The organism is Agromyces sp. NPDC004153 (assembly GCF_053603635.1).
Genome location: NZ_JBSGFY010000001.1, coordinates 2,486,689 through 2,501,303, shown reverse-complemented (window position 1 = coordinate 2,501,303; position 14,615 = coordinate 2,486,689). Strand labels below are relative to the sequence as shown.

At 72.8% G+C, this 14,615-nt stretch carries 17 protein-coding genes and 1 pseudogene; 11 read left to right on the top strand and 7 right to left on the bottom strand.

What is annotated here, in order from left to right:
- Positions 1 to 14: 14 nt before the first annotated feature.
- Positions 15 to 215: a hypothetical protein gene (locus ACWEOH_RS11755; protein WP_452031121.1), complete on the top strand. Its 201-nt coding sequence runs from the start codon at positions 15 to 17 to the stop codon at positions 213 to 215.
- A 247-nt stretch (positions 216 to 462) separates the two neighbouring features.
- A complete protein-coding gene (locus ACWEOH_RS11750; RefSeq protein ID WP_452031119.1) occupies positions 463 to 816 on the top strand; it encodes a DUF7882 family protein in 354 nt (117 codons plus the stop codon).
- Here ACWEOH_RS11750 and ACWEOH_RS11745 read toward each other — a convergent pair.
- Positions 806 to 1,747: a helix-turn-helix transcriptional regulator gene (locus ACWEOH_RS11745; RefSeq protein ID WP_452031118.1), complete on the bottom strand. Its 942-nt coding sequence runs from the start codon at positions 1,745 to 1,747 to the stop codon at positions 806 to 808. The two genes, ACWEOH_RS11750 and ACWEOH_RS11745, sit on opposite strands and share 11 nt — an antisense overlap.
- A gap of 134 nt (positions 1,748 to 1,881) precedes the next feature.
- Here ACWEOH_RS11745 and ACWEOH_RS11740 point away from each other — a divergent pair, with 134 nt between their 5' ends.
- Positions 1,882 to 2,094, top strand: coding sequence for a hypothetical protein (locus ACWEOH_RS11740; protein WP_452031116.1), 213 nt, complete (start codon positions 1,882 to 1,884; stop codon positions 2,092 to 2,094).
- Between the two features lie 27 nt (positions 2,095 to 2,121).
- Here ACWEOH_RS11740 and ACWEOH_RS11735 read toward each other — a convergent pair whose 3' ends face one another.
- Together ACWEOH_RS11735 and ACWEOH_RS11730 are read right to left on the bottom strand one after the other, a co-directional pair.
- The gene (locus tag ACWEOH_RS11735; RefSeq protein ID WP_452031114.1) at positions 2,122 to 3,144 is read right to left on the bottom strand and encodes a PHP domain-containing protein; all 1,023 of its coding nucleotides are present in this window, start codon (positions 3,142 to 3,144) and stop codon (positions 2,122 to 2,124) included.
- A gap of 61 nt (positions 3,145 to 3,205) precedes the next feature.
- Positions 3,206 to 4,249, bottom strand: a complete 1,044-nt coding sequence (locus ACWEOH_RS11730) for a zinc-dependent alcohol dehydrogenase family protein (RefSeq protein WP_452031112.1) — start codon at positions 4,247 to 4,249, stop codon at positions 3,206 to 3,208.
- 210 nt (positions 4,250 to 4,459) lie between these two features.
- On the opposite strand from ACWEOH_RS11730, the gene ACWEOH_RS11725 reads away from it, so the two are divergent.
- On the top strand, positions 4,460 to 5,404 hold the full coding sequence (locus ACWEOH_RS11725) for an EamA family transporter (protein ID WP_452031110.1): 945 nt from the start codon (positions 4,460 to 4,462) through the stop codon (positions 5,402 to 5,404).
- Between the two features lie 37 nt (positions 5,405 to 5,441).
- Positions 5,442 to 6,143 carry an alpha/beta fold hydrolase gene (locus tag ACWEOH_RS11720; protein ID WP_452031108.1) on the top strand — a complete coding sequence of 234 codons (702 nt, stop codon included), beginning with the start codon at positions 5,442 to 5,444 and terminating at the stop codon, positions 6,141 to 6,143.
- A gap of 7 nt (positions 6,144 to 6,150) precedes the next feature.
- Here ACWEOH_RS11720 and ACWEOH_RS11715 read toward each other — a convergent pair whose 3' ends face one another.
- The 3 genes and pseudogenes from ACWEOH_RS11715 to pip form a co-directional block, all read right to left on the bottom strand.
- Positions 6,151 to 6,909 carry an alpha/beta hydrolase gene (locus ACWEOH_RS11715; protein ID WP_452031106.1) on the bottom strand — a complete coding sequence of 253 codons (759 nt, stop codon included), beginning with the start codon at positions 6,907 to 6,909 and terminating at the stop codon, positions 6,151 to 6,153.
- A 13-nt stretch (positions 6,910 to 6,922) separates the two neighbouring features.
- On the bottom strand, positions 6,923 to 7,801 hold the full coding sequence (gene ypfJ / locus ACWEOH_RS11710; RefSeq protein ID WP_452031104.1) for a KPN_02809 family neutral zinc metallopeptidase: 879 nt from the start codon (positions 7,799 to 7,801) through the stop codon (positions 6,923 to 6,925).
- A gap of 351 nt (positions 7,802 to 8,152) precedes the next feature.
- Positions 8,153 to 9,103 (bottom strand): annotated as a pseudogene (gene pip / locus ACWEOH_RS11705) (prolyl aminopeptidase); the annotation flags it as partial.
- Between the two features lie 109 nt (positions 9,104 to 9,212).
- Here pip and ACWEOH_RS11700 point away from each other — a divergent pair.
- From ACWEOH_RS11700 to ACWEOH_RS11685, 4 genes are all read left to right on the top strand, one after another.
- Complete coding sequence (locus ACWEOH_RS11700; protein ID WP_452031102.1) at positions 9,213 to 9,707, top strand: DUF427 domain-containing protein; 495 nt, start codon at positions 9,213 to 9,215, stop codon at positions 9,705 to 9,707.
- Positions 9,708 to 9,796: 89 nt separating this feature from the next.
- On the top strand, positions 9,797 to 10,810 hold the full coding sequence (locus tag ACWEOH_RS11695; RefSeq protein ID WP_452031100.1) for a malate dehydrogenase: 1,014 nt from the start codon (positions 9,797 to 9,799) through the stop codon (positions 10,808 to 10,810).
- 50 nt (positions 10,811 to 10,860) lie between these two features.
- Entirely contained in the window at positions 10,861 to 11,655 is a 795-nt protein-coding gene (locus tag ACWEOH_RS11690) for a glycoside hydrolase family 16 protein (protein ID WP_452031098.1), read from the top strand.
- Positions 11,656 to 11,685: 30 nt separating this feature from the next.
- Entirely contained in the window at positions 11,686 to 11,859 is a 174-nt protein-coding gene (locus ACWEOH_RS11685) for an HPP family protein (protein WP_452031096.1), read from the top strand.
- A 2-nt stretch (positions 11,860 to 11,861) separates the two neighbouring features.
- Here ACWEOH_RS11685 and ACWEOH_RS11680 read toward each other — a convergent pair whose 3' ends face one another.
- Entirely contained in the window at positions 11,862 to 12,629 is a 768-nt protein-coding gene (locus ACWEOH_RS11680; RefSeq protein ID WP_452031094.1) for a TetR/AcrR family transcriptional regulator, read from the bottom strand.
- A gap of 76 nt (positions 12,630 to 12,705) precedes the next feature.
- Here ACWEOH_RS11680 and ACWEOH_RS11675 point away from each other — a divergent pair, with 76 nt between their 5' ends.
- Positions 12,706 to 13,737, top strand: a complete 1,032-nt coding sequence (locus ACWEOH_RS11675; RefSeq protein ID WP_452031093.1) for an ATP-binding cassette domain-containing protein — start codon at positions 12,706 to 12,708, stop codon at positions 13,735 to 13,737.
- Entirely contained in the window at positions 13,734 to 14,582 is an 849-nt protein-coding gene (locus tag ACWEOH_RS11670; RefSeq protein ID WP_452031091.1) for an ABC transporter permease, read from the top strand. Before ACWEOH_RS11675 ends, ACWEOH_RS11670 begins: the two co-directional genes overlap by 4 nt.
- Positions 14,583 to 14,615 lie beyond the last annotated feature (33 nt).

Genomic DNA, 14,615 nt, shown 5'->3' with positions numbered 1-14,615 from the left:
CGCGAGGAGCCCGAATGGCCATCAACCCGATCGAGCGGGCGCAGATGCTGAAGGCGCTGGCGTCCGAGACCACCGAGGCGATCGGCGCGCTCGCCGACAGCGGCGAGGTCGCACCCGGCAGCGCGGTGTTCGACGCCGTGGCGAAGCTCGCCATCCAGGCGAACGGCATCTCGAACGTGCTCGTCGAGGTGCTGAACGAGCTGCGCACGCACTGAGCGAGGGATCGGCCCGGCGCGCGCCGGCACGGACCGGCCGTGCTCGGGCGCCCCGCGGCATCCGCGATCGGAACGGCGGCATCCGCTGGCGGAACGGATGCTCCGACGGCGGCGACCTGAGACGGCGCCCGCCATACGGTGTGAGCGGACGAACGCCGGCGGTGGGGGCCCCGCCGGCCGAACCCTCGGTTCGCGCGTCCTCCGCGGCACACCCCGCCCGCGGATCCCCGACCGGTTGGAGACCCCGATGGGCACCCTCATCTACAACGGCGGAATCTCGCTCGCCGTCGACGACCGCACCATGGCGCACCTGCAGGTGGTCATCATCAACAAGCTGCGCCGCCGCGAGTCGTTCACGTTCACGTGGGACGACGGCGCGCAGCAGATCGTGTGCTGGATCGGCCCGTCGATCGCCATCGAGTTCGTCTACTCAGGCAATCGTCGTCCGGCGCTGAACCGGGCCTGGCTCGAACTGCTCGCCCTCTCGGCCAACGCGAACAGCGGCCTCATGGCCGTGCCCGAGCCGCTCGAGCCACCGCGACCCGTCGGACGCCCCGGCGAGGGCGTGCCCGTCGGCGTCCCCGAGCCGGTCAGCGTCTGAGGGTCTCGCCCGGGTGCTCGCCGAACGCCCGGTGGTACGCCTGCGCGAACCGCGAGGCGTTGGCGAAGCCCCAGCGCCGCGCGATCGCGGCGACGGTGCGTCGTCCATCGGATGCCGCGAGCTCGGCGCGCGCCCGCTCGAGTCGGATCCGCCGCAGCACCTCCGACGGCGATCGACCGAGGTCGCGCGTGAACGCGTAGTGCAGGCCGCGCGTGGAGATGAACGCGGCATCCGCGACCTGCTGCACCGTGATGGCCTCGCCCGCGTGCTCGTGCATGTACTCGACGGCGCGCCGCACGACCGCCGTCGGCGAACCGTGGCCGTCGCCGCGCTCGGCGACGTCGACCCAGCTCGTGTCGAAGGCGTGCAGGAACGCCGTGGCCAGCTGGTGGAACATCCCCTCGGCGAAGATCGGCGAGTCGAAGGCCTCGGGCGCCTCGGCGAGCATGCGCTCGAACGCGCCGAGCGCGAGGCTCCAGTGGCGGGCGCGCTCGGCCGACACGGGCGCGGTGCCTCGCCGGACGAGGCGGAACGACGGATCCCCCGCGGCCGACTGCGCGATCCGCTCGACGGCACCGAGGTCGAGCCGCACGAGCTTGGCGTCGAACGCGTCCCAGCGCCCGGCGAGTCCCTCCGCCGGCGCGAGGAACGGTCGCGAGGTGTCGACGGCCTCCCGGCCGTGCGCCAGCTCGTAGCCGCGGCCACGGCTCATGATGACGACGAGGTCCTCCGATCCCGACGTCGCGGCGCCGGATCCCTCGAACGAGTACTCCATGACCGTGAAGCGGTCGCCGGCGGTGGTCGCGAACGTCGATCGGAAGCCCTCGCGTTCGACCCGTCCGAGGCGGACGTCGGGGAAGTGGGCGCCGAGCTCGCGCTCGGCCGAGTCGAGGTCGTGGATGACGACCGCCGTGCGCGTCACACCGCTCATGCCAGCTCCTCGGGGGTCGGGTCCTCCCATCGGTGCGACCACTGTACGCGCCCCCCTGCGTCCGGCAAAGATCCGTATTCGAGCGCGGCTGTCAAGGGGCGGCGGCGAGGGCCCCCGCGTGCGAGGCTGAGCCGATGGACACCCAGGACGCACCCATCGAGGACGGCAGCCGCGAGGCCGGCATCGACGAGAAGATCGCGGGCGTGGCGCAGCAGATGCGCGGCGACGCGGAGCTCGGACACGTGGACGACCTCACGGCCATGGCGCGCCAGCGACTCGAGGAGGCGCACCTGCCGACGGACGAGGCCACCGTCGCCGCGGTCGTCGACGCAGCCCGACGCGGCTGACGCCCGCCCGACGGGCGAAGCTGCCGATCACCGGTTCCGGCGCGACCACTCCAGCAGCCGGTCCGCCGGCCAGGTCGTGACGATCCGCTCGGCGGGCACGCCGTTCGCCTCCGCGCGCGCCGCCCCGAGCTCGAGGAACGCGAAGTGCCCCGGCGCGTGCGCGTCGCTGTCGATGCTGAAGAGGCATCCGGCCTCGAGCGCGAGCTGGATGAGGTCGTCAGGCGGGTCCTGGCGCTCGGGCCGGGAGTTGATCTCGACCGCGACCCCGTGCTCGGCGCAGGCGGCGAAGACGGCGCGCGCGTCGAACGTCGACTGCGGCCGCGTGCCGCGCGAGCCCTCGACGAGGCGCCCGGTGCAGTGGCCGAGCACGTTCATCTGCGGGTGGGCGATGGCGCCCAGCATCCGCCGGGTCATCTCGCGTGACTCCATGCGCAGCTTCGAGTGCACGCTGGCGACGACCACGTCGAGGCGCGAGAGCATCTCGGGCGTCTGGTCGAGCGCTCCGTCGAGCAGGATGTCGACCTCGATGCCCGAGAGCAGCCGGATGCCGCCCTCCCGTGCCGCGTCCAGCTCGTCGAGCACGCCGAGCTGTTCGGTCAGCCGCTCGACACTGAGTCCGTTCGCGACCGTGAGGTTCGGCGAGTGGTCGGAGACCACGAGGTACTCGAGACCGACGAGCTCGGCCGCCCGGGCCATCGTCGCGATGGGGGTCGTGCCGTCGCTCCACTCGGTGTGGCTGTGCAGGTCGCCCTTCAGCTGCGCACGCAGCCCCGGCTTCGCGGCCGCGACCGCCGGGCCGCTGCGCTCGCGCAGGTCGGCGAGGTAGTCGGGCACCTCGCCCCCGACCGCCTGGGCGATGACCGCGTACGTGCTGTCGCCGATGCCCTTCGTGCGCTTCAGGCGGCCATCGCGCACGCGCGCCGCGAGCTCCTCGGGCGTGTACTCCTCGATGATCGCCGCGGCCCTGCGGAACGCCGTGGACTTGTACCGCGAGGCTCGGTCGCGCTCCAGCAGGAAGGCGATCTCCTCGAGCGCCGCGACGGGATCCATCCCCCCATTCTGGCGATGGCCGCGGCATCCGTCACCCGGTGGTCGGGCGCGACGGATGCCGCTACAGCTCGACGACCGTCATGCCCGAGCCTGCGCCGCCGGCCGTGCCCATCGCGGCGAGCGCCGCGGGCACCTCGTCGAGCGCGATCGTGCGGCCGACGAGCTCGACCGGACGGAAGTCGCCCGACGCCACCGCGCCGAGCATCGACGGGTACTCGTGCGCCGCCATGCCGTGGCTGCCGAGGATCTCGAGCTCGCCCGCGATGACGGCGTCCATGGGCATGGCCGCGAGCGCGTTGTCGCCGAACATGAGGCCGATCTGCACGTGCCGGCCGCGCTTCTTGAGGCTGCGCACCGAGTCGAGCGCGGTCGCCGCCGAGCCGTACGCGTCGAACGACACGTCGACGCCGCCGCCGGATGCCGCGACGATCCGCTCCGCGGCGCCCTCGCCGCCGCGCACCGGCACCGCGCCGAGCTGCTCCGCCGCCTCGAGCGCCGCGTCGGACACGTCGACGCCGTAGACGGTCACGCCCGCCGCGACGGCGATCATGATCGCCGACAGGCCGACACCGCCGCATCCGTGCACCGCGATCTGCTCGCCCGGGGCGAGGCGGCTGCGCGACACGATCGCGCGGTAGGCGGTCGCGAAGCGGCATCCGAGCGACGCGGCCTCGACGAAGCCGAGCGAGTCAGGCAACCGGATGAGGTTGCGCGCCGCCTCGTCGACCACGACGAGCTCGGCGAACGAGCCCCAGTGCGTGAAGCCCGGCTGCGACTGCGCGTCGCAGACCTGCTCGTTGCCCGCGAGGCACTCGGGGCAGCGGCCGCACGCGCAGATGAACGGCGCGGTCACGCGATCACCGACGCGCCAGCCCGCCTCGGCCGGCACCTCCGAGCCGAGCGCGGCGATCTCCCCTGCGAACTCGTGGCCGGGAACGTGCGGCAGCGCGACGGTGTCGTCGTGGCCCATCCAGGCGTGCCAATCGCTGCGGCAGACGCCCGTGGCGCGCACGCGGATCACGGCGCCGCGCGGCGGGCACAGCGGCTCCGGCACGTCGGCGACCTGGGGCGTCTCGCCGAAGGCGTTCACGAGCACGGCACGCACAGGGGTCCTCCGTTCGGGGTCGCTCCGCCGACGGGCTGGGGAACCACGTGACGGATGCCGCGGCGGCACCTGTTGAGGGGGAGGAGACGGTCCGCGGCACTGCGTTCCGTCGCCGCAGGTCGCGCGACACCCGCGATGTTACCTCGCCGCGCAGGTCCATGCGTTCGCAGCGAGTTGCGGTGGCACGACAGGATTGTGTAACAATATCGCATGCGTTTCGTCGTCGCGGTCCTCCTCGCCTCGGTGTGCTTCGGCACGACCGGCACTGCGCAGGCGCTCGGGCCCGAGGCGAGCTCCGCCTCCGTGGGTGCCGCACGCATCCTGATCGGCGGTGGCGCGCTGGGGCTCATCGCCCTCTTCCTGTACTTCGCCGGGCGTCGAGGCGGCGCGACCGGGACATCCGCCGCGTCGACGCCCGGCGTCGGCCTCGCGACTCGGCGACGGGTGCCCACGTGGGCGATCGTCGGCATCGGTGCGCTGGGCGTGCTCGCGTACCAGCCCGCGTTCTTCGCGGGCACGGCCGCGAACGGCGTCGCGGTGGGCACCGTCGTGGCACTCGGTTCGGCCCCGGTCATCACGGGCGCGCTCGACTGGATGCTGCGGCGCCGCTACCCCGGACACCGCTGGCTCGTCGCCACCGCGATCGCCACCGCGGGCGTCGCGATCCTCGCCGCCGCGACCGACCAGGGCTCAGGGGGCGCCAGCCCGCTCGGACTGCTCGCCTCCCTCGGCGCGGGCGCCTCGTACGCGGTCTACACGCTGGCCGGCAAGGCGCTGCTCGATCGCGGCTGGACGCCCACCGGCAGCATGGGCGGGCTCTTCGGCGTCGCCGCGATCGTGAGCCTCCCGGTGCTCCTGTCGACGGATGCCTCGTGGCTCGCGACCGGGCCGGGCCTCGTCATGGCGCTGTGGCTCGGCCTCGTGGCGACGACGCTGGCGTACGTGCTGTTCGGGATCGGCCTGCGCGGACTCGCCCCCGCGACCGTGTCGACGCTCACCCTGGCCGAGCCGCTCACGGCGGGCATCCTCGGCGTCGCGGTGCTCGGCGAGACCCTGTCGGCGGGCGGGCTGCTCGGCCTCGCGGTCCTCGCGGCGGGCATCGTCGTGCTCGCCACGACGGGCCGCGGGCGGGCGCCTCAGCCGGCCGTCGCCTGACCGTCCGCGTGTCGGCGGTCGGCGATAGCGTCGAAGGATGGACGTCATCCTCATCCCCGGTTTCTGGCTCGACGCGTCGTCATGGGAGCGGGTGACCCCCCTCATCGAAGAGGCGGGCCACCGCGTGAATCCCCTCACCCTCCCAGGACTCGAGTCGCCCGACGCCGATCGCTCGGGCATCGGCCTGCGCGACCACATCGACGCGGTCGCCGATATCGTCGACGGCTATCCGGCCGACGCGCAGATCGTGCTCGTCGCCCACTCGGGCGGCGGCGCGATCGCGCACGGCGTGGCCGACGCCCGCCCCGACCGCATCGCTCGCGTGGTCTACGTCGACGCGGGTCCGCTCGGCGACGGCAACGCCGTCAACGACCAGCTGCCGGTCGTCGACGGCGAGATCCCGTTGCCCGACTGGTCGGTGTTCGACGACGCCGACCTCGTCGACCTCGACGACGAGCTGCGCGCGCAGTTCCGCGAGCGCGCCATCTCCGAGCCCAAGGGCGTCGCCTACGACCCGATCTCGCTCGGCGACGACCGGCGCTACGATGTGCCGATCACGATCATCGCGTCGGAGTTCCCGAGTGCTGCCCTCGTCGAGTGGATCGCTGCCGACTCGCCGTTCACGCGCGAGCTCGCGCAGGTGAAGCACGTCGACTACGTCGACCTGCCCACCGGGCACTGGCCGCAGTTCACCAAGCCGGTGCAGCTCGGCCAGGCGATCGCCGCCGCGATCGGCTGAGTCCGGGTCACTGCACTGAGGAGAGGAACCCCGCGACGGCATCGGTGATGCGGTCGCGGGTCTCCTCGTCGGACGCGGTCGCCGTGTTGTCGCCCGGCTGCGGGCCGTAGTCGCCGAACGCGGCGTGGTTCGCGCCCGGCAGCAGCACGGTCTCCGCGGTCGGCGGCAGCAGGTGCGCCGCGTCGGCCACCTTCTCGGGCGTCGAGAGTCCGTCGCGCTCGCCGACGAGCGAGAGCACCCGCAGATCGGTGTCTGCGAGGTCGTTCGCGCAGTAGCTGCCGAACAGCACGACGCCGGCGACCGGCGGGTCGGCCGCGGCATCCGTGCCCGTGCCCGCGAGCTGGCAGGCGCGCACGCCGCCCAGGGAGTGGCCGCCGACGTACCACTCGGACACGTCGGGTGCGTCGGCGGTGAACGCCGACAGCGGGCGCGTGTCGAAGAACGCGAGGTTGAGCACGGGCTCGGTGATCACGACGGTCGCGCCCGACTCGGCGACGATGCCGCTGAGCTTCCGCAGGTAGGCGGAGGGGTCGACGCGCGCTCCCGGGATGAACACGAGCCCGACGTCGCTGCCGCCCTCGGCCGGTTCGATGACGAACGAGCGCTCGGTGTGCGTGATGGTCACCTCGGGGTCGCGCCACGCCTCGAGCGAGGCGGGTCGCTCGCCCGCCATGACGATGTGCGCCCAGACGAGGAACACGACGACGGCGAGCACGAGCACGCCGACGACGCCGAGGGCGATCCCGACGACGCGGCGGCGGATCACCGACCGGCGCCGATCACAGCTGCGAGCCGTCGATCGAGAAGGTGTCGCACGACTGCGCGCCGCCCTGGTACCCGGTCTCGAACCAGCGCACGCGCTGCTCGCTCGACCCGTGGGTGAACGAGTGCGGCGACACCTGGCCCTGCGTCGCCTCCTGGATGCGGTCGTCGCCGACGGCAGCAGCGGCATCGATCGCCTGGGCGTACTCCTCGCGGGTGATCGGCTGCAGGAACGGGACGCCGCGCTCATCCGTGGTCTGCGAGGCGGCCGCGGCCCACGAGCCGGCGAAGCAGTCGGCCTGCAGCTCGGTGCGCACCGAGTTCGACGTCGGTCCGGTCTGGCCGTCCTGCGCGCGCTCGAGGATGCCCGCGAGATTCTGGATGTGGTGTCCCCACTCGTGCGCGACCACGTACATCTCGGCGAGGGGGCCGCCGCTCGCGCCGAACTGGCTCTCGAGCTGGTCGTAGAAGGTCGTGTCGACGTAGAGGGTCTGGTCGGGCGGGCAGTAGAACGGACCCGTCGCCGACGAGGCGTTGCCGCAGCCGGTCGACACGGCGTCGGTGAAGAGCACGAAGCCCTGGGGGCTCGCGTAGGCGACCCCGATGGTCGGCGCCGCCTCCACCCAGTAGTCCTCGAGGGACGCGGCCGCGCCCTTCATACGGCAGTCGATGCGCTCGTTGGCGTCCTGGCCGGTCTGGCACTCCTCGAGGGCCGAGTCCTCGGCCGCGGGCTGGCCGCCGCCTCCGCCGAGGAGGCCGGTCACGTCGACGCCGAGGAGCTGCGAGATGATCACCAGTGCGATCACGCCGAGGCCGCCGCCGACGGCGATGCCGGTGTTGCGTCCACGCTTCGAGGTCTTGCCACCGCCGATGTCGGCGTTCGGGTTGAACGTCATGGCATGACGCTACTCTTCGCGCGGCGTCGGGAGCCGATCTCCGCCGTCTTCCGGCGAGGGGTTGACGACGTCGGGTCGGGCGGGAATGAAGCCCCTCCGGTGTCGGAGCGGTCCCGTGTCGACGGTGACCGCGTCGACCTCCGCATCCTCGTCGTCGTCCCGGTCGTCGTCGCCGTTCTCGTCGCCGTCGGCTTCGTCGTCCGCTTCGCCGTCTTCGTCCGCGTCGTCGCGGTCGTCGTCAACCTCGTCGTCGCGATCGTCCGCGTCGGCATCCTTCACCTTCTCCGCGTCCTCCGAGTCGCCGGTCGCGGCATCCGTCACCGGCTCGTCGCCGTCACCCTCGTGATCGCCCGCGAACCGGTCGGTCGCGCGAATGAGCGCATCGAGGATGCCCGGCTCGTCGAAGGCGTGCCCGGCGTCGGAGATGAGGTGGAACTCGGCCTCGGGCCAGGCGTTGTGCAGGTCCCAGGCGGTCATCGCGGGCGTGCACATGTCGTACCGGCCCTGCACGATGACGGCGGGGATGCCGGCGAGCCGCGGTGCGTCGCGGATGAGCTGCCCCTCCTCCCACCAGCCGCCGTGCCGGAAGTAGTGGTTCTCGATGCGCGCGAACGCCGTGGCGTACTCGGGCGCCGTGAACCGCGAGATCGTATCGGCCTGCGGCAGGAGCGTGATCGTCGACGACTCCCAGCGCGACCAGGCGATCGCGGCGGGCTGGTGCACCTCGGGATCGGGGTCCTTCAGCAGCCGGCCGTAGGCCTCGATGAGGTGCCCGCGCTCGAGCGCCGGGACGGGCGCGAGGAACTCCTCCCAGAGGTCGGGATACACGGCAGCAGCACCGCCCTCGTAGAACCAGTCGAGCTCCTGCCGGCGCAACGTGAAGATGCCGCGCAGCACGAGCTCGGTGACCCGCTCGGGGTGCGTCTGCGCGTAGGCGAGGGCGAGGGCACTGCCCCACGACCCGCCGAAGACCTGCCACCGGTCGATGCCGAGGTGGTTGCGCAGCCGCTCCATGTCGGCCACGAGGTGCCACGTGGTGTTCGCCGAGAGGTCGGCGCCGGGCTCCGACGCGTGCGGGATGGAGAGGCCGCAGCCGCGCTGGTCGAACAGCACGATCCGGTACCGCTCGGGGTCGAACAGGCGGCGGTGCTCGGGGGTCGTGCCGGCGCCGGGGCCGCCGTGGAGGAACACCACGGGCTTGCCCTCGCGGTTGCCCGACACCTCCCAGTAGATGTGCTGGCCGTCCCCCACGTCGAGCATGCCCGTCTCGAGCGGCTCGATCTCGGGATAGAGGTCTCTCATGCCGACACGCTAGACGATCCGCGGATGCCGCCGACACCCGCCGCGCCGCCGCTGGACCCCGACCCGCCCCGTGCCGCGCGCTCCCAGCCTCGCGTCGTACGCTCCCGCCATGCGTCCCGTCCCGGCATCCGCGGCACCCGGCCAGGAGTCCGTCTGGGACTACCCGCGTCCGCCGCGCGCCGAGGCCGTGGACGTGCGCGTGACGATCGTCCTCGGCGGCGAGCGCGTGGTGGACACTCGTGACGTCGTGCGCGTGCTCGAGACCAGTCATCCGCCCGTCTATTACGTGCCGATCGCGGCCTTCGCACCCGGTTCGCTCGATCCCGCCGCGGGCGGGTCATTCTGCGAGTTCAAGGGCGCGGCCCGCTACTTCTCCGTGCGGGGAGGCGGCACCGTCGCGAAGCGTGCGGCGTGGAACTACCCCAGCCCGTCGGCCGGGTTCGAGGTGCTCGCCGATCGCGTCGCCGTCTATGCGGGGCCCATGGACGCGTGCACCGTCGACGGCGAGACGGTGGTGCCGCAACCCGGCGGGTTCTACGGCGGCTGGATCACCTCGAACGTCGTCGGCCCGTTCAAGGGCGGACCGGGCTCGTTCGGCTGGTGATGCGTCCGGCGCCGGGCGCGCGGCGTCGGCCGCCGCTCGTGGCGACCGCTCCTCGTTCGCGCCCGCGCACCCGGGCATAGTCTGTGGGTATGGCCGCGAAGAAGCCGATCACGATCACGATCACGGGCGCCGGGGGGCAGATCGGCTACGCGCTGCTCTTCCGCATCGCGTCGGGCGCGATGCTCGGACCCGACACCCAGGTGCGACTGAACCTCCTCGAGATCCCGCAGGGGCTGCGCGGCGCCGAGGGTGCGGCGCTCGAGCTGCACGACTCGGCCTTCCCGCTGCTCTCCCACGTCGAGGTCTACGACGACCCGGCGGCCGCGTTCCGCGGCACCAACCTGGCCCTGCTGGTGGGCGCGCGGCCCCGCACCGCGGGCATGGAGCGCGGTGACCTGCTCGCGGCGAACGCGGGCATCTTCGGCCCGCAGGGCGAGGCGATCAACGCGGGCGCGGCCGACGACGTCCGCATCGTCGTGGTCGGCAATCCGGCGAACACGAACGCGCTCATCGCGGCGGCGCATGCTCCGGATGTCCCGGCCGACCGCTTCACGGCCCTCACCCGCCTCGACCACAACCGCGCGCTCGCGCAGCTCGCGCCGACCGTCGGCACGCCCGTGGGCGACATCCGCGACCTGACGATCTGGGGCAATCACTCGGCCACGCAGTTCCCCGACGTCGCGCACGCCACCGCTGGCGGGCAGTCGGTGGCCGCGCTCCTCTCGTACCGCCTCGGCGGACCAGAGGCCGCACGCGAATGGCTCGTCGACCACTTCATCCCGCGCGTGGCGAAGCGCGGCGCCGAGATCATCGAGGTGCGCGGCTCCTCGTCGGTCGCGTCTGCGGCGAGCGCGACGATCGACCACGTGCACGACTGGGTGCTCGGCGCCTCCAACGGGTGGACGAGCGCCGCCGTGGTGTCCGACGGATCGTACGGCGTGCCCGAGGGCCTCGTGTCGTCGTTCCCGGTCGAGTCGGTCGACGGCGCCTGGCGCATCGTGCAGGGGCTCGAGCTCGACGCGTTCGCCCGGCACCGCATCGACGTCTCCGTGGCCGAGCTCCAGGACGAGCGCGACGCGGTGCGAGCCCTCGGCCTCGTGTAGCGACAGCAGCAGCGGGCGACGCGTGCGTCGCGGAAGGGGAGCGACCGACGATGACGACGGATGCCACGACCCTCGACCTCGACGGCTACGTGCTCGCGGTCGACGAGCTGTTCGACGGCGACGACCTCGCCGACACTCGCTGGTTCCCCTACTACACGCCGCACTGGAGCTCGCGCGCGGCGACACGTGCTCGATACGAGGTCTCCGACGGCACGCTGAAGCTGCGCATCGACCGGGACACCGAGCCGTGGTCGCCCGAGTACGACGGCGACGTACGGGTCTCGCACCTGCAGACGGGCCAGTTCTCGGGCCCGCTCGGCAGCCCGGTGGGCCAGCACCGCTTCCGCGCGGGCCTCGTCGTTCGCGAGGAGCAGGACGAGGAGCGGCTCTGGCTGCCCCACTTCGGCGTCATCGAGGCCCGCGTGCGGGCTATCCGGCATCCGTCGGCCATGGTCGCGCTCTGGCCGATCGGATTCGAGGACGAGACGGTGAACTGCGGCGAGATCTGCATCTTCGAGATCTTCGGCAGCGAGGTCGGCGAGGACTCGGGCCTCGTCGGCGTCGGCGTGAAGCCGCAGCACGACCCCCGACTCGTCATGGACTTCGAGAAAGTGCGCGTCGACGGCGACCTCACCGAGTTCCACGACTACGCCGTCGAGTGGCTGCCCGAGCGGCTGCGCTTCTTCGTCGACGGTCGGCTCGTGAAGACCGTGGAGCAGTCGATCGCCTACCCGGTGCAGCTCATGCTCGACGTCTACGAGCTGCCGACGGATGCCCCGCGCGACCTCGACGCCCTGCCGTTCGTGTTCGAGGTGGCGCACGTGCGCGAGTACCGCCCCCGCTGACCGCGCACTCGCGCCGCCTAGGCTGGAGGCATGGCCTCCGAACCGATGTCCCGCGCCCGCCGCAAGCAGCTCATCGTGGGGCTCGTCGTGGGAGCCGTGGTCGGCGTCGGCATCAGCCTCTGGACCGGGTTCTGGCTGTGGCTCGCGGCCGGCCTCGCGGTCGGGCTCGCGGCCGGCGCGCTCATGAAGCCGCCGTCGGAGTGAGCTCAGCGCGCTGACGCGACGTACGCCTCGATCCCGTCGATGACGCGGGCGAGACCGAAGTGGAACGCGCGCTCGGGATCGGACGGCGCGCCGTACTCCTCACCTGCCGCCTGCCCGACCCGGCCTGAGATGGGGTAGCGCGTCGGGTCCATGATCTCGCCGAGCACCGGCGCGTTCCGCTCCCACCACTCCTCGTCGGTCTCGGTGGTCGAGCGGTGCAGGCGCTCGGCGTCGACGTACGCGCGCGCCGGCCCAGCGACGAAGCCGACCACGAGCGTGATCACCTGGTCCATGTCGAGGTCGCTGAGCCCGAGGCCCTCGATGGCCCGCAGGCTCCACTCCCAGCGGTCCGAGACGTTCGGGCCGAGCGGCGGCCGGCTCGTGTCGATCGAGAGTAGCCACGGATGCCGCAGCAGCTCGCTCCACGTCAGCTGCGCCAGCTGCTCGAGGCGCTCGCGCAGCGATCCCCGCAGCTCCGGGAGCGGCTGCTCGCCCGCGACCCGGTCGACCATCAGGTCGATGAGCTCGGCCTTGCCCGGCACGTAGGTGTAGACCGACATCGGCTTCAGGCCGAGGCGCTCGGCGATGCGGCGCATCGAGAGCGCCTCCATGCCCTCCTCGTCGGCGAGCGCGATCGCCGTGTCGACGACCGCGTCGACGCTCGCGCGCTGCTTCGGACCGCGCGAGCCCACCGGCTCGCCGAGCCGGTCGCGCCACAGCAGGCGCAGCGTGCGATCGGGCTCGCCCCGGCCCGTGGATTCGGTCGACACGGGGGCTAGCCTACATTCTCCGTATGGTGTACGGTCAAATGGAACAACCCCGTACGCCGTACGTTGAAAGGGCTCGATGACTGCCACCCTCCCTCCCCCTCCAGCCCTCGAGGCCGTGGGCCTGCGCAAGCGCTTCGGGCACGAACCGGCGCTCGACGGCTTCGACCTCACCGTCGCGGCCGGCACCGTGCACGGCCTGCTCGGCCCGAACGGCGCCGGCAAGACCACCGCCGTCCGCTGCCTCACCACGCTGACCTCGTTCGACGCGGGCACCGCCGCGATCGCCGGCGTCGACGTGCGGCGCGATCCGGCGACCGTGCGCGAGCGCATCGGCCTGGTCGGCCAGTTCCACGCCGTCGACGACGCCCTCTCCGCCCGGCAGAACCTCATGCTCTTCGCCCGGCTCAGCGGCCTGTCTAAGCGCCGCGCGGCGACGCGCGCCGGCGACCTGCTCGACGCGTTCGGGCTGGCGGATGCCGCGGACCGCCCGACCTCGGGGTTCTCGGGCGGCATGCGCCGCCGCCTCGACATCGCCGCCGGCCTCGTGCTGACTCCGGCCATCCTGTTCCTCGACGAGCCCACCACCGGACTCGACCCGCGCGGCCGCGCCGCCGTCTGGCAGGCCGTCCGCGAGGTCGCCGCCGCCGGCACCACCGTCCTCCTCACGACGCAGTACCTCGACGAGGCCGACCAGCTCGCCGACCGCGTCTCGGTCATGGACCACGGCCGGGTCATCGCCGAGGGCACACCCACCGAGCTCAAGCGTCGCCTCGGCGGCGACCGGGTCGAGGCCGTGCTCGCCGACGCGAACCGGCTGGCGGATGCCGCGGACGCGATCTCGCGGGTCACGGATGCCGCGGCATCCGTCGACGCGGACACCCGCACGGTCACGGTCGAGGTCGCCGACGGCGCCAAGGCGCTCGCCCCCATCGTGCGGGCGCTCGACGCCGCCGGGCTCGACGTCGACGACCTCGCGCTGCGCCGCCCGACGCTCGACGAGGTGTTCCTGCACCTCACCGCACCCGCACAGGCGCCCGAGTCCGCGCCCGATGCCGCGGATTCCGACCGTCCACCGTCCGCCCGATCCGACGAGGAGGTCTCCCGATGAGCGCCGCGAACCACCCCACGCCCGCCCGCGGCATCGCCGCCGCCCCCGGGCTGCGCGACCGCCGCTCGAATCCGCTCCGCGAGGGCGCGCTCATCGCCGGGCGCGACGTGCTGCACCAGGTGCGCGAGCCGTGGGGCGTCGTCTTCGGCCTCGCGTTCAACATCATGCTGATCCTGCTGTTCGCGTTCCTCTTCGGCGGCGCGATCGAGGTGCCGGGCGGCGGCGACTACATCGCCTACCTCCTGCCCGGGATGTTCGCGCTGGCGATGCTGTTCGGCCTCGAGACCACGATGACCGCCATGTCCGAGGACGCGAAGCGCGGCATCACCGATCGCTTCCGGTCGCTGCCGATCTCGAGCGCCTCGGTCGCGCTCGGGCGGGCGATCGCCGACCTCGGCAACTCGGTGCTCAACCTGGCGGTGCTGATGGTGGGCGGCCTGCTCATCGGCTGGCGGCCGACGACGGGGCCGGCGGAGATCGCGTTGGGCGTGCTGCTCCTGCTCTGGCTCCGGTTCGCCCTGCTGTGGGTCGGGATCTTCCTCGGGCTCCGCTTCCGCGGCACGGGGGCCACGACGGCGGTGCAGGTGCTCGTGTGGCCCGTCGGCTTCCTCTCGACCGTGTTCGTCTCGGCCGAGACGATGCCCGGGTGGCTCGGGGTGATCGCCGAGTGGAACCCGGTGTCGGCAACCGCCACGGCGGCGCGCGAGCTGTTCGGCAACCCGACCGGGGTCACGAGCGGATGGCTCGCGGAGAACGCGGTGCTCGCGGCATCCGTGTGGCCGCTCGTGATCGCCCTCGTGTTCGTGCCGCTCGCGGCGTCGGCGTATCGGCGGCTGCGGCGGTGAACGCCCCGCCCCCGGTGATCGAGTAGCGCCGCG